Below are 14192 nucleotides of genomic sequence, written 5' to 3'. Positions count from 1 at the left end.
TGATCATGGAAGTCGACGAAATGGTGGACGCCGCGCTTTCTGGTTATGACCAGGGCGAAGTGGTGACGATTCCTTCGCTGCCCGACATCGAAGCATGGAACCGCTACGACGAGGCGCGCCGCCGGATGGCTCCGGAGCTGTCGCGCGACGTGGCGGCCGATCGCTATAAGAGCGATATCCCCGAAGACGCCTGAACTGAGAACGCCGGCTACGCCATTGCACGCGTGCAGGCTTATAGTGTGCTCGACCGCACCGCGCATTGGTGCGATCCACGCGGGCCTCTTACCCGCATGCCTTGCGTAGAGTCATGGGAGAACGACCATGCGATATACGTTACTGGCAGACAGCAGGGACGGCATGCTTCTGCTTGCCCGCCTTCTGCTGATGGTTCTGTTTGTTATCTTCGGATGGAACAAGATCGAGGGCTTTTCCGCGACCGTCGCTTATATGGGTTCCGTTGGCGTCCCGATGCCAGCGGCCACGGCCGGCATCGCGGTGATCATGGAGTTCGTCGTGGGACTGGCCATCGTGGTGGGCTTCTACACGCGGCCGCTGGCCTTGCTGTTGGGCCTTTATACCTTGGCTGCCGCGGTGATCGGCCACCAGTTCTGGCATATGGTCGATCCAGAACGCGTCGGCACGATGATCAATTTCTACAAGAACGTGAGCATTGCCGGCGGACTGCTGTTGCTGGTGATTGCCGGCCCCGGGAGGTACTCGCTGGACAAGCGATAAGGCGGTTCCACCGACCCTGGCGCGACGGTGCGCGCCAGGTGGCAGCTGGCCCGATCAATGGAAGACGGGCGTGTTGTCGCCGCCCAGGCTTTGCAGCAGTTCGTGCGCTTCGCGCGAACGCGGGGCCACGGCCACCAGGCGCTCGGCGTACTCCCGGGCCTTGTCCGCATGGCCCGCATCTCGCTCCGCACCGGCCAGCGCAAACAGCAGCGACGCATCGTAGGGTGACGTGCGCAGGCTTGCTTCCCATAGCGTGCGCGCCTGCTCGTTCTTGCCTGCGGAATTCAACGCCACGCCATAGACGTAAGCGAAGCGCGCATTGTCCGGTTCGGCGCGATGGGCACGCTCGAGCCATGGCATGGCCTCTTTCGTCTCGTTCTGCCGAATCAACGACAAGCCCTTGGCGTGCAGCAGGTTGGCGTTGCCTGGCACGGCGCGCAAACCGTCGTCGATCACACCTTCCGCCTGCGCCTCATGGCCACTGTTTCGATACATGTCGGCGAGATTCACGTAGGCCGGCACAAAGTCCGGCTGCAGCTTGAGCGCCTGGCGGAATGCCTGTTCCGCAGCCGCCGTGTCGCCTCGCTCAACATAGACCACGCCAAGGTTGTAGTGCGACTCCGGACGATCGGCAATCGCCGCCTGCGCCTGTTGATACGCGGTGAAGGCACGATCGCGTGCGCCACGCTGGGTGACATCGAGTTGCTCGTCCGGCACGCCGGCCAGCACGCGGCCCGCTTTCACGCGCACATCGAGTACTGCGTCGTCGGCCAGCGGCGCCGCCAGTGGTCCGCGCACTTGGGTGGGAAATGCCAGCAAGGCATCGAGTGCGGCGGCACGCATCAGCGGATCGGCGTCGGCCAGTGCGGACTGGATCGCCGGCAACGCATCGGGACTGGCGTAACGACGAAGCTCGTTGACCGCCGTGGCGCGCGCGATCACCGGCGAGCTGGCATCGGCGGCCAGCGTGGTCAGCAGGGATGACGCACCCGGCTTGCCGCGACGCGCGGCATCCAGCGCCTCGACGAAATGCTGGTAGCCATTGCGCTCGGGGCCATGCGCCCTGGCGATGGCATCGGCCGCCCACTGCGCACCTTTGTCGGCGTGACAGTTGGCGCAGGCGTTGGGCACGCCGTATTGCACGGTGAGATCCGGACGCGGCACGCGGATGGAATGATCCGGACGCGCATTGATCACCATGTAATTCTTCGACGGCATATGGCAGGCCACGCACTGCGAACCCGCGTTGCCTTCCTTATGCATGTGGTGTGCCGCGGTGTCGTATACCGCTGGGGTATGGCAGCTCTCGCACAAGGCGTTGCCCTGTGCACGGGTCTTGCCGGTATGCGGATCGTGGCAGTCGCTGCAGGTCACGCCCTTGGCGTACATGCGGCTCTGCAGGAAGGAGGCGTACACATACACCTCGTCCAATTGCTGACCGTCGGCGTGATAGCGGCCTTCGGCCAGCAGCACGGGATCGTGCGTGTCCATCAGCCGACCGGTGGGCGCGGTGTCCTTGGCGATGATGCTGCGTCGCGAATGGCAGACTGCGCAGGTATCCACCTCGCGATGCGTCGCCAGTGGCGCGCTGCGCGCCGGGTTGCCGCTGGMAGGATTGGGAATCCAGCGCACGCCCTTGCGCTCGTCGAGCGCGATGGTGAGGCCCATCGACGGATCGGCCTGCTGCGCAGCCTGGGTTGCCTTCGACCATTCCATATGACGCGAGCCTGGACCATGGCAGGCTTCGCAGGCGACGTTGATCTCGTTCCAGCTCGTCTTGAAGGTGTTGCTCGCCAAGTCGTAGTTGCGCTGCACATGGGTGGAATGGCAGTCGGCGCACATGTAGTTCCAGTTCTGGTTCAGGCGCGTCCAGTGCAGCGTGTCGTGCGCGTCGATATGCTCGCCGGGATACAGATTGAACCAGCGCTGCCCGCCTTCGGCTGCCGGACGCGCGTCCCATGACGCGCGCAGCGCCTGCAGACGGCCATCGGGAAACGCGACGAGATACTGCTGCAACGGATAGACGCCGAAGGTGTACTTCACTTCGAACTCGCCGGGCTTGCCGTCGGGACCGTCCGTCTTGACGGTATACGTGCTGCCTCGCTTGGAGAAACTGGCGACGGCGCCGTCTTGCTTCAGCGCACCTTCGAAATGACCTTCGACGGTCTGCTCATTGGCCACCTGCATGGCCAGCGCGTGATGCGATGACTGCCAGGCCTGGGTCTCTTTCGCATGGCATGAAGCACACGCTTGCGTGCCCACATAGTGCGCGGGCGGCAACGCGGCGGCAGGTGGTGTTGGCGCCGAGGCGACGGAGGCCACGGGCGTGGTGGCCACACCAGGTGCCGGCACGCGCAGCCACCAGATGCCCAGCACCACCAGCACCAGCAAGGCCACGCCGAGCGGAAGCCACCAGAGCCCGCGACGCTCTTCGGTCGACGGGGGCGCGCTTGCGGGTGCGGCGGGACGCGCGGACGCGCTCTTGCCAGAGCGCTTGCCGTGGCTCTTCCTGGAACGCCCCATGCCCTCTCCCCAAGCCTCTACGAGTGTATGCGCCGCTTCCCGTGGCGCTGTGTTTCAACAGCCGCGCGGGCATGGTAACGGGTATCTGCGATGACGCCGTGAATGCGCGCCGCGCTTCACGCGGCGGGATTGAGCGGCGGCAACGCCGACTGTTGTCGCCAGCGCCAGCGACTGCGCTTCCACTGGCGCCTTGCGGCGGCAAGCCCATCGACCAGTACGTTGGCGGACCATGGCGAACTGTTGCCGCCATAGAGGGAATCCTGCAGCGCGTTCCACTGATCGCGCAGCGCGGCATCGCCATGGCGCGACACCCAGGCGTCGATGCTGGCGGGTGCGCCATCGTCCGCGGCCCGTCGTACCCATGCATCGATGGCCTGCGATAGCACGGCCGCTGAAGTCTCGCTGCGTCGACGGCGAACGGCGCGGAATGCGACGGCTTCACGATGGCGCCAGCGGAAACGCGCATCTTTCCAGCGCTGCCATTGACTCACGCACCAGGCGCGGAAATACCAGGCGAGTCCCGCCAGCACGGCAAGCATCAAGATCGCCAGTCCTGCATCGCTGGAGAACCAGCCGATCAGCCGTGGCATGAAACCACGCTGCGGTAACGCAAATCGCGGCTTGTTCGCCGCTCCCCACCATGCATGGAAATGCACAGCGGGCACGGTGCTCTCGCGCCATTCGCGCGTGCGGCTGTCCATCCAGCGCACGCTGATCGGCGGCAGGGTATAGCGACCACGGTGATCGATCACGTAGCTGGCTGCATCCACGCGGGTGCCACCGACGAAACCGCCGTGGTTGTCCACCGCATCGCGCACCACCGGCGAGGCCGGGTACAAGGTCAAACCATCCACCGGTGCGAACTTGCTGGGCGGCAGCATCATCGCCGGCGCGCCTTCGGCGGATATCTCGATGCGACGCGTCAGTGTGTCGCCGACATGCAGCCTGCTATTGTCCGGCGTAATGGTCTGGGTGATCTTCAGCGAACGGGCGATCAGCGCCTCGGTGACGCCGGCCGGCAGCACCAGCGCCCGCACCTCCAGCGACAGGGGCTGGGTCTGCACGGCAACAGGCGTGCGTTGGGCGCCGAGATGGGCGGTGATCTCGAACGACGGAATGTCGATCGGCCCCGACATCAGGGGCGTGATCAGATACGTGCGTGAAACGCCGGACCACGACTGACCGTCCACCGTCTCCACCAGGTGTCCCGGTGTCTCAGCCGACAGCGACAGATAAGCGCCGTCGACGTGCAGCTCCGGCAGCACGGGTGCATCGATGAAGAAATCGGAGGTCAGCACGTCAACCACGATGCGGGCTGTCTCGCCCTGCATCAGCGTACCCGCCGGCTCCTGGTGCACGCGCACCCGCACTGGCGGCGTTGCGGGTGGTGCCACGGGTTCGTCGGCATAAGCGAGCACGACGCACAGATACAGCAGGCATGCCATCAGCCATTTCATGGTGGCGTTCCCGCTGTGCTGCTGGCGGGCGCGGGTGCCGGTTGGCCCTCTTCGATGCTGAACTTGGTGCGCAGGAAATCCGCAGGCGACACGCCCAGGTTGCGCATCCACACATCGGCGGGCAGCTGCGAGGGACGCTTGCCCGTCACCTGCATCTTGCCCTTGCCCTTGGCGCCCTCCTTGTCCTGCTTGACCTGGTCGGGGCGACTTTCGTCGTCCTCGTCCTCGGCCGGCACGCTCTCCCGCTGCTTCATCAGCGTGACCATCAGGCGCAGATTGGCTTCGGCGTCCGGGAAGGGATGACGCAGGCGCAGCGCTTCGTCGTAGGCTTCCTTGGCTTCCTCGTATTCGAACTGGTGGGCATAGCTGTTGCCGGTCATGAACTTAGCGTCCGCACCAGGCAAGGTTTCGAAGATCTTGCGTGCATCGTCCCAGCGGCCATGCTGGTACAACGCCCAGCCCTTCCAGGTGGGATCCTGAAAATGCCGGGCCGCCTTTTCAAAATCGCGATGCTCGTAGTACCAGCGGCCTTGCTGATCTGGGGTGAAGAACCAGTCGGCCACATGCCAGTCCGCCGCCATCGCGGATGATGGATGCATGGCCAGCCCGGCAACGCCGAGCACGAACACCCAGCGCACCATCCAGCCGCGCCGGAACCAGAACAGCGCGATCAGCACCAGCGGGTAGCACAGGAAGTAGCCATACTCCTTCCAGTGCACCGACGATTTGTCCTTGACGATCTGCAGGTGATGGACGGCCTCGCGCTGCACCCATTGCATGTCTTCGCCACCTGAGGTGATGCTGGCCAGTGGAACATGCGCTTGCGCGGAGAGCCGCTGCAGCGCGCCGTCATCAAGTTTGGCGTTGAGGGGTGTGCCATCCGATCCGGTCTGGATCTGGCCATTGGCCCCGCGCAATGGGCCGCCCTCGGTGGTGCCCACCGCCAGCATCAACACCTGCTGTCGCGAGTGCTGCCGATGCGCCACGAACGCCGGGATCTGTGCATCGTCGAACCCGCTGGTGAAGAACACGATGGTACCCGGGTCGCTTTCCGCGTTGAGCAGCTTGTCGGCCAGCGCGAGTGCGGCGCCTGCGTTGAGTCCCTTGCCGGCTGGCAGCAGGTCGGTGCTCAGCGCCGAAAGGAACATTTCCATCAATGCCRCATCGTCGGTCGGCGGCAACACCATATGCGCCGAACTGGTGTAGACGATCAGGCCGGTGCGGCCGCCCACGCGCAGGGCCATCAGGTCGCGCACTTTCTGCTTGGCGCGCTCCAGCCGCGTGGGCGAGACATCCATCGCGTTCATCGCCGCGGAGAGATCCATTGCCACGACGAGCGGCGCGYGGTCCTCCGCAAACGGCGGCGATTCCAGTTCCCACGTGGGGCCGGCGCAGGCAATGCTGCCCAGCACGAGCACAGCGCAGACCAGGTGAATGGGACGGGGACGCCAGCGCTCGCTGTCGCCGACCACCAGATGCGCCAGCAGGTGCGGCGCGATCATGCCTTTCCAGCGTTGCAGCGGGTCGTTGCGACGGCCCCACCACCACAGCAGCAACGGCCCTGCCGGCAGCAACAGCAGCCACAGCGGTCGGATGAAATGAAAACCCTGTTCCATCTCAGCTCTCCGACGTACCGGGCGACAGCCGGGACACGTCGCGGCGGCGTGCCAGCGGCGCCAACACGCCAAGCATCACCAGGTGATAGGCGATCATCAACAGCAGCGCCGCGCCCAGGGGAACGTAGTAGAGCCTGACCTTCGGCCGGTAGACCGAATGCTTCACCTTGCTGGGTGTCACGCGATCGAGCAGTGCATAGATGCCGGCCAGCTGTTCGCGGTTTTCGCCGCGGAAGGTGCGCCCGCCCGTGGCGCTGGCAATGCGCTTGAGTGCGTCCAGGTCGACGCGGTTTTCGCCTTTGGCCATCGGATCGCCGATGCCTATGGTATGGATCACGATATGGCCGGCCTTGGCGATCTCAGCGGCCTTGTCCGCGGGAATGCGGCCCGCCGTATCGTTGCCATCCGTCAGCAGGATCAGCACGCGCTCGCGTTGCTGGGAATGTTCGGTCATCTTCACGGCCACGCCGATGGCGTCGCCAATGGCCGTCTGTTCGCCCGCCATGCCCACGCGCAGCTCGTCGAGCAACTCGCGCACGGCCACATGGTCGAGCGACAACGGCGCCTGCGGAAACGCGTTGGTGCCGAACACGATCAGGCCGATGCGATCGGTCGTGCGATGGGCGATGAAATCATCGACCACGCCCTTCACGGCGCTCAAGCGATCGATGCGCTGCCCTTGTGGATCCAGGAAATCGGGCGTGGCCATGGAGCCGGACAGATCGATCGCCAGCAGCAGGTCGCGCGCCGATTCAGTGCGTTCGATCGGCGGCTCCAGATGCTGCGGTCCGGCCAGGGCCAGCACGACCAACGCCCAGCACAATGGCGCCAGCACGCGGCGCAGCCAGTTGCCACGCAATACGACGGCACCACGCGCGGGCGTTTGACCTGTAGCCTTGGTCAATTCGTCGAAGAACGGCACGCGCACAGCGCGCGTGCGTTCGCCGTACGGCGGCAACAGCCACCACACCAGCAGCGGCAGAGGCAACACCAGCAGCAGCCAGGGGTGCTCAAGCTGCCACATGGTCGTCGATCCAGTGGCGCAGCAGTGCCATCAAGGCAGCGAGTTCGTCCTTGCCGAGCTCACGCGGCCCGTAAGCGAGTGCATCGAGCTGACGCCCCGGCCCTTGCACGAATCCACCCCGGGGATAGGTCCGATCGAGATAACGTAGCCACGCTTCGCCCGTCAGCGGCGCCACCTCTTGCCGTGGCGCCCACGACAGCACCGTGCGCTTGACCAGCACGGGCAGCGCGGCCAGTGCCTCATGGCGCGTGGCCGCATCGTTCGCCGCGCGCTCGATGGCGTCCAGCTCGACCTGCGCTTCGCGCCGATAGCGATTGCGCCGCCACCTGCGCCAGCGAAAGAACGCGTACAGCAGCAAGCCGAGCACGATCAGGCCGCCGACTACCCACCATCCGGCGGTCTGCGGTGCGTAGGACACCGGCGGCGGCGCCGGAATATCCTTGAGATCCGCAATCGATGCCATCGGCTTGTCGGGAAGCAATAGCACCACCTACCTCCCGCGCAGGGCGAAGCGCCCAAGCATGCGCGCCACCTGCAGGAGCGTGGGCTGTTCGGTATCGATGGCCAGCATGGGCACGCCGCAACGCTGCACCAGTTCGACGGTTTCCTGCAGGCGCCGGTCGAACATGACGCCCAGCGGCTCGCGAACCGTCTTGCGGTCGAAATCCAGCTCCACTTGCAGCTCGCCCTCGGTGACGACGATCTTGCCCCGATCCGGTAGAGCGCGGGCGGATGGATCGAACACCAGGGCGGCGACAACGTCGTTGTGCGTGGCCAGCTCACGGATCAGCTGCAGAGTCTCTTCGTCCGCCCCCAGGAAATCGCTGACGATGAAGACCAGGTAATCGTGCGTCGCCAGATGCAGTGCGGCACGCAGCGCGGCATCCAGTTGCCCGGGATTGATGCGCACCGGATCATCCGCGCGCAAGGCCTGGTTGCTGCGCGCCAACGCGCCAAGCATCGCAAGCACGCGCGATCGGCTGCGATGGGCGCGGATGCTTTGGATATGGTTGTCATCGAACACTACCGCGCCGGCACGGTCGCCAGCCTGGAACGACATCCACGCGCCCAGTGCCGCCAACTCCGCCGCCACCACCGATTTCATCGCGCGGCGCGTGCCGTAGAACATCGAGATGCGCTGGTCCACCACGAACAGCGCGGGTCGATCCCGTTCCTCCGTGTACGAGCGCACCAGGGCATGACCCACGCGCGAGGACGCCTTCCAGTCCAGGTGGCGAAGATCATCGCCCGGCACGTAGGCTCGGATCTCCTCGAAATTGAGGCCGCGTCCGCGCAGGCGCGATGCATGTCGTCCCGCAAGAATGCTGTGATGCGGGCGGTGCGGCGTGGCTCGCAGGCGGCGCGCATCGTATTCCATCCGCGCCAGGTACGAAGGCGTGACGTAGACCGTACCAATGTCGCTGTCCGATACCGCTGCCATCGCACCGATCTCCCGCTCAGGCCGGCACGGCCACCAGCTCCAGAATCTTGTCGATCACCTGATCGGCATGGATGCCTTCGGCGCTGGCGTCGTAGGAAAGCATCAGGCGATGGCGCAGCACGGGATGCACCATCGCACGCACATCATCGGGCGTGACATGGTCGCGCCCTTCCAGCCATGCATGCACGCGCGAGGTGCGTTCCAGCGCAATGCCGCCGCGTGGACTGGAGCCGATCTGGATCCAGGTGGCCAGGGTCTTGTCGTAGTTGGCCGGATGGCGCGTGGCGTCGACCAGGGCCATGATGTATTGCTCGATCGCCGGCGCCACATGCATGGCATGGATCTCGCCACGCGCTTCGAACACGCTGGCTGGTGCGATACGCGAGTCCTGCCCTGCACCCGCACCATGGGACGCCCCCACCTCCTCGCTGCGCACCAGTTCGAGCACGCTGATCTCACTGTCCTTGTCCGGATAGTCGACCAGCACCTTCATCAGGAAGCGATCGAGCTGCGCCTCGGGCAATGGATACGTGCCTTCCTGCTCGATCGGGTTTTGCGTGGCCATCACGATGAACAGGTCCGGCATCTTGTGCGTAGTGCCGGCGACGGTGATCTGCCGCTCCTCCATCGCCTCGAGCAGTGCGGCCTGCACTTTGGCTGGCGCACGGTTGATCTCGTCGGCAAGAATGACGTTGCCGAAGATCGGGCCCGGCTGAAACTGGAATACGTTCTGGCCGTCCTTCTGGTGCAGCACTTCGGTACCGGTGATGTCCGAAGGCAGCAGATCAGGCGTGAACTGGATGCGGCGCATCTGGGTATCGAGGTTCTTGGCCATGCTCTTCACCGCACGCGTCTTGGCCAGGCCAGGCAGGCTTTCGAGCAGCAGATGACCATTGGCCAGCAGCCCCACGATCATCTGACGGATCAGCTCGCGCTGCCCGATGATGGAGGTCTCCATCTGCGCCTGCAGCGTCGCAACGGCCTCTTTCGCATTCATGTCCACTCGCTCTCCGTCGCCCACCGCATCACGGTCCGCCGCCAGCGATCCAGCGGTAATAGGGGTTCTGGCCGTCCGCCTGCATGACCAGACCGAGGGCTTCTGACCAATGGTCGCGATCGCCCTGATACGCAGCCAACCCTGACGCGTAGAAAGTGAACAGCACGTCGCGTTGCGTGCGCATGGCATTGATCAGTTGGTCGTCGGCCCCGTGCAGCGGCGGCTCGGTGCGCAGCGTCACCAGTTCCGGCAGTACGCGGACGATTTCGTTGCGCCGCAGCCATGTCCCGTATTCGATGCTCGGACGGTCGTCGGTCACCGCGGGAGTATCGCCGGCGTAGCGCTCCAGGCCGGCCCGATCGGTGACCCACGTCGCCAGCAGCGCAGCGGGCGTAGCCACGCCAACGTCGCCAAGCGATTGGGCCACAGACGGTTGGTTGAAGCGCTGCGCGATGCGTGCCGCATCCAGTTCGATCGGCTCGTTGGACCCAACCAGCAGCATTTCGTGAAGCTCGGTGGTCCACAGCGTGGCGTGCGGGAAGGCATCGAGGAAGGCACGTACCATGGCGCGCGAATCCTCGTCGTTCTGCGTGGCGATGGGCCACCATTGCGCCAGGATGCCGCCCGGCGCGAGACGCCGCGATGCCAGCTGATAGAAATCGCGCGAATACAGGTTCACCACGCCGGCGGCCGAAGGCGGCGGCGGCTCCAGCGTGATCACGTCATAGGTCTGCGGGTTGGCCAGCAGTTCGCGGCGCCCATCGCGCAGACGGATATCGAGACCCGGGTCGCTGCCCGCCTGGTAATTGCCCTTGAACTGCGCTGCGGCATGGACCACCGCAGGCAGAAGTTCGGCGCAAACGCGCGTGGTGAGGCCGGGATACTGCGACAGTGCGCCCGCCGTGATACCGGTGCCGAAACCAATCACCAGCGCCGAATGCGGCTCACCGCGATGGATGATCAGCGGCAACAAGGCCTGCAGGCGCATATAGCGCCGGGAGGGCAGCGTGTCACCCGAGTTGGACACGCCATGGATATAGAGTCGATGGAAGCGGCTGTCGCCCTGCCCCTGTGCCAGTACTGCCACCGTGCCGCCACGGCTCTCCTGATAATAGGTGAGCTCGCCCCCGCGTACCTGCGCCAACAACGTGGCGAGCTTTTGTGGCGGCGTCAGTATCGCGATCACCAACGTGCAGGCGCCCACGGCGAGCACGATCCAGCGCGATCGATCGCGCGATGTGGAACCCGCGAACACTGCAGTCACGCCCACCACCGCCGCCGCGATGGCAAGCAAGGCCAGTGAACGCACCAGTCCAAACGTCGGCACCAGCACGAAGCCCGCCAGTGCGGTGCCGGCAATGCCGCCCAGTGTGTTCACGGCCACTGCGAAACCCACACCTCGGCCACTGCGTCCCGGTTGCGCGTATAGCCGCAGCACCGCCGGAAACGCGGCGCCAAGGAGCAGCGTCGGCAGCAGCACGACCACGATGGCGGCCACGACAAATCGCGCGCACATCGCAGCGAGGCGACTGCCGGTGAGGCTCGTCATCACATTGGCCGCCTGGCTCTGCAGCGCCGGCAACCACTCGCCCAGCACGCTGACCTGCAGTAAAGCCACGAGGCCCGCCAGCGCGATAAGCGCGCCGAAGACGAACCATCCGTTGCGTACGCGATCGGCGAAACGCGCGTGGATCGCACTGCCCAGCATCAATCCGAACAGATAGACGGCCAGCATCATGGCGAACGCGAAGGCGCGCGTGGTCATGAACTGCACGACGGTCTGCGACCAGATCACTTCGTAACCCAGCGCGATGCCGCCGGCGATGGCATAGAGCGTTAGCGCGAGGCGCGCGGAACGACTGGACGCCACCGGCGCTTCCTTGCTGTCCGGCGGTACGAAGGCATGACGACGATCCAGCATCCACGCCACGGCAGCAGCAATCGCGTTGACGGCGGCCGCAGCCAGCGCCGTTCCTTGCACGCCAAGCGCTGGAAGCAATACAAACGGCGCGGCCAGCACGCCGGTAATGGCCCCTGCGGTGTTCGCCGCGTAGAGCCGCCCGCCCGTGCCGGCCACGCTGTCGCTGGCGCTGGCGCGTACCAGCACAGGCAGCGTGCCTCCCATCGCCACCGCAGGTGCGCCCACGAGCACGAAGGGAAGCAGCCAGGCGAGCCAACCGACCCGTTGCTCCCACTGCGCGAAGAGCTCGGCACTGTGCGGCAGCAGCAGGGTCGCCCCCACCCCAAGCACACCGACTGCCACTTCAAGCCATGCATAAAGACGCAAGGGATGAGAGAGCCCGTCGGCGGTACGTCCCCACCACGCACCACCGATGGCCAGTCCCGCGAAGAAGGCGCTCACGGCAATGGTGACGGCATAGACCTCCACGCCCACCACCAGCGAGAGCTGCTTGATCCACAGCAATTGATAGACCAGCGACGCGGCGCCCGAGCCGAACAACAGGGCGGCCGACCAGTGCGCTGTGGCGGCGTTGACGGGCAGCGCCACAAAGGCATGTTTTCCAACGCGTGGCGGCTTCATGGCGGGCATGGATCTCGCGCGGGACGGTATGTCATTTGAGTATACGGACCAGGCGCGCTGCGTAGAGCTACTTAAGTAACCGCGGGCAAGCGCGCCTTGCGCACCGTCACATCGAAGACAAAGTCTGCCAAAACGCAGACTGCCCGCACGGATGCGGGCAGCCTGCCTTTGACTTAGGACAAGTGGCGTTGATGCCACCTCTCGCCGGTCATTACTTGCCCTGCTTCTGCAGTTCCATCTTCAGCTGCTGGACCGCCTTGTCGATGGTGAACGAATCAGGCGACTGGCTCGGCGGATAGTCCTTGAACGTTGCCAGGAAACGCGCGGCGCGCAGGTTGGCTTCCACCGTGACGTAGGCGTTTTCAGTCTCCCAACGGTAGTAACCGGTGGTCGGACCAATATCGGCACGCTCGTACGGATCCATGCGCAGGTTGTAGAGCTTGGGCAAACGCAGGCAGGTGAACGGCTCCATCCAGATCTGCAGGCCACCGGGTGCGCGCTGTTCGCAGAACACGGCCTTCCAAGCATCCGGCGTGACGGCGCCGGGCTCCAGCGGATCCCATCGCACCGCCACGAGCTCCGCATCGTCGTCGAAATAGAAGAACTCATCGCGCGGTCTGGTGTTGTTCTGCCCTGTCAGATACGGCAGGAAGTTGTAGCCATCCAGATGCACTTTGAACGACTTGCCACCGATGCTCAGGCCCTTGGCCAACTTGTTCACGATGTCGCCTTCGCCGGCCGCCGCCACAAGGGTCGGGAACCAGTCCAGGCCAGACATCAGCGCATTGCTCACCGTATTGGGACGGATATGACCCGGCCAGCGAACCATGGCGGGTACGCGGAAGGCACCTTCCCAGTTCGAATCCTTCTCGCTGCGGAATGGCGTATTGGCTGCATCCGGCCAGGTGAAGAAGTTCGGACCGTTGTCGGTGGTGAAGACCACGATGGTGTTCTTGGTGATGCCGGCGTCGTCGAGTGTCTTGAGCAGCTTGCCGACATTCTGGTCCATCTCCCACATGCCATCGGCGTACTCATGACCCTTGCCCAGGCCAGCCTTGCCGATGTACTCCGGACGCACGTGGGTAAAGATGTGCATGCGCGTGAAGTTCATCCAGACGAAAAACGGTTGCTTGGCCTGAGCCTGCTTCTGGATGTAGCCGATCGCTGCGCCCGTCGTCTCGTCGTCGATGGTTTCCATGCGCTTGACGGTGAGCGGACCGGTGTCCTGGATCTTRCCATCCGAGAAGGTGTGCATCACACCGCGCGGGTTGTAGACCTTCAGGAAGTTCGGATCATTCGATGGCCAGTACGGACGCTCGGGCTCTTCTTCGGCATTGAGGTGGTAGAGGTTGCCGAGGTATTCGTCGAAGCCATGCCTGGTCGGCAGAAATTCATCGCGGTCGCCCAGATGGTTCTTGCCAAACTGCGCCGTGGCATAGCCTTGACCCTTCAGCGCCTGAGCAATGGTGACATCGCGGTCCTGCAGACCGGCCTTGGCGCCGGGCATGCCGACCTTCGATAGACCCGTCCGCAATACCGTCTGACCGGTGAGGAAGGTCGAGCGGCCCGCCGTACAACTGTTCTCGGCGTAATAGTCGGTGAAGATCATGCCTTCGCGGGCGATGCGGTCGATGTTGGGCGTGCGATAGCCCACCAGGCCCATCGAATACGCGCTGATGTTCGACTGCCCTACGTCATCGCCGAAAATCACCAGGATATTGGGCTTGCCGTTGTCCGACTGATTCTGCTGCTGGTCCTGGGCCGGCGGCTGTGCCTTGGCCGTGAGCGGTTGAATGGTCACGGCAGCCACGACGAGCAATGCCGTCGCGACCACCGTGGTGATCGATGTCAACAATC

The 14192-nt window shown here is 64.7% G+C and carries 10 protein-coding genes and 1 pseudogene; 2 read left to right on the top strand and 9 right to left on the bottom strand.

The window, feature by feature from the left end:
• Together AC1DMG_RS14085 and AC1DMG_RS14080 are read left to right on the top strand one after the other, a co-directional pair.
• A pseudogene (locus tag AC1DMG_RS14085) lies at positions 1 to 194 on the top strand (SDR family NAD(P)-dependent oxidoreductase); the annotation flags it as partial.
• 163 nt (positions 195 to 357) lie between these two features.
• Complete coding sequence (locus AC1DMG_RS14080; RefSeq protein ID WP_441605281.1) at positions 358 to 735, top strand: DoxX family protein; 378 nt, start codon at positions 358 to 360, stop codon at positions 733 to 735.
• Between the two features lie 54 nt (positions 736 to 789).
• On the opposite strand, the gene AC1DMG_RS14075 is transcribed toward AC1DMG_RS14080, so the two are convergent.
• From AC1DMG_RS14075 to AC1DMG_RS14035, 9 genes are all read right to left on the bottom strand, one after another.
• Positions 790 to 3258: a tetratricopeptide repeat protein gene (locus AC1DMG_RS14075; RefSeq protein WP_477180658.1), complete on the bottom strand. Its 2469-nt coding sequence runs from the start codon at positions 3256 to 3258 to the stop codon at positions 790 to 792.
• 116 nt (positions 3259 to 3374) lie between these two features.
• On the bottom strand, positions 3375 to 4715 hold the full coding sequence (locus tag AC1DMG_RS14070) for a BatD family protein (RefSeq protein WP_477176694.1): 1341 nt from the start codon (positions 4713 to 4715) through the stop codon (positions 3375 to 3377).
• Positions 4712 to 6331 (bottom strand): VWA domain-containing protein, encoded by a 1620-nt coding sequence (locus AC1DMG_RS14065; RefSeq protein WP_477180657.1) that lies wholly within the window; start codon positions 6329 to 6331, stop codon positions 4712 to 4714. The genes AC1DMG_RS14070 and AC1DMG_RS14065 overlap by 4 nt, the downstream gene beginning before the upstream one ends.
• Before the next feature lies 1 nt (position 6332).
• Entirely contained in the window at positions 6333 to 7355 is a 1023-nt protein-coding gene (locus tag AC1DMG_RS14060; protein ID WP_477176692.1) for a vWA domain-containing protein, read from the bottom strand.
• Entirely contained in the window at positions 7342 to 7842 is a 501-nt protein-coding gene (locus AC1DMG_RS14055) for a DUF4381 domain-containing protein (RefSeq protein WP_441605276.1), read from the bottom strand. The genes AC1DMG_RS14060 and AC1DMG_RS14055 overlap by 14 nt, the downstream gene beginning before the upstream one ends.
• Positions 7843 to 7845: 3 nt before the next feature.
• Positions 7846 to 8796, bottom strand: a complete 951-nt coding sequence (locus AC1DMG_RS14050; protein WP_477176691.1) for a DUF58 domain-containing protein — start codon at positions 8794 to 8796, stop codon at positions 7846 to 7848.
• A 16-nt stretch (positions 8797 to 8812) separates the two neighbouring features.
• Entirely contained in the window at positions 8813 to 9793 is a 981-nt protein-coding gene (locus AC1DMG_RS14045) for an AAA family ATPase (RefSeq protein ID WP_477176690.1), read from the bottom strand.
• A 28-nt stretch (positions 9794 to 9821) separates the two neighbouring features.
• Positions 9822 to 12335: a spermidine synthase gene (locus AC1DMG_RS14040; RefSeq protein WP_477178430.1), complete on the bottom strand. Its 2514-nt coding sequence runs from the start codon at positions 12333 to 12335 to the stop codon at positions 9822 to 9824.
• 211 nt (positions 12336 to 12546) lie between these two features.
• Positions 12547 to 14192: arylsulfatase (locus AC1DMG_RS14035; RefSeq protein ID WP_477180656.1), on the bottom strand; the 1646-nt coding region annotated here is incomplete at its 5' end.

This window comes from Dyella sp. 01N36 (genome assembly GCF_056399745.1).
The sequence above is the reverse complement of the archived record's forward strand: the minus strand, read 5'-3'. Positions and strand labels throughout refer to the sequence as shown.

What these genes read in the sequence shown, in the direction of transcription:
- AC1DMG_RS14060 (WP_477176692.1), bottom strand. Translation starts at nt 7,355, where the DNA reads ATGTGGCAGCTTGAGCACCCCTGGCTGCTGCTGGTGTTGCCTCTGCCG.
- AC1DMG_RS14040 (WP_477178430.1), bottom strand. Translation starts at nt 12,335, where the DNA reads ATGAAGCCGCCACGCGTTGGAAAACATGCCTTTGTGGCGCTGCCCGTC.
- AC1DMG_RS14050 (WP_477176691.1), bottom strand. Translation starts at nt 8,796, where the DNA reads ATGGCAGCGGTATCGGACAGCGACATTGGTACGGTCTACGTCACGCCT.
- AC1DMG_RS14080 (WP_441605281.1), top strand. Translation starts at nt 358, where the DNA reads ATGCTTCTGCTTGCCCGCCTTCTGCTGATGGTTCTGTTTGTTATCTTC.
- AC1DMG_RS14045 (WP_477176690.1), bottom strand. Translation starts at nt 9,793, where the DNA reads ATGAATGCGAAAGAGGCCGTTGCGACGCTGCAGGCGCAGATGGAGACC.
- AC1DMG_RS14070 (WP_477176694.1), bottom strand. Translation starts at nt 4,715, where the DNA reads ATGAAATGGCTGATGGCATGCCTGCTGTATCTGTGCGTCGTGCTCGCT.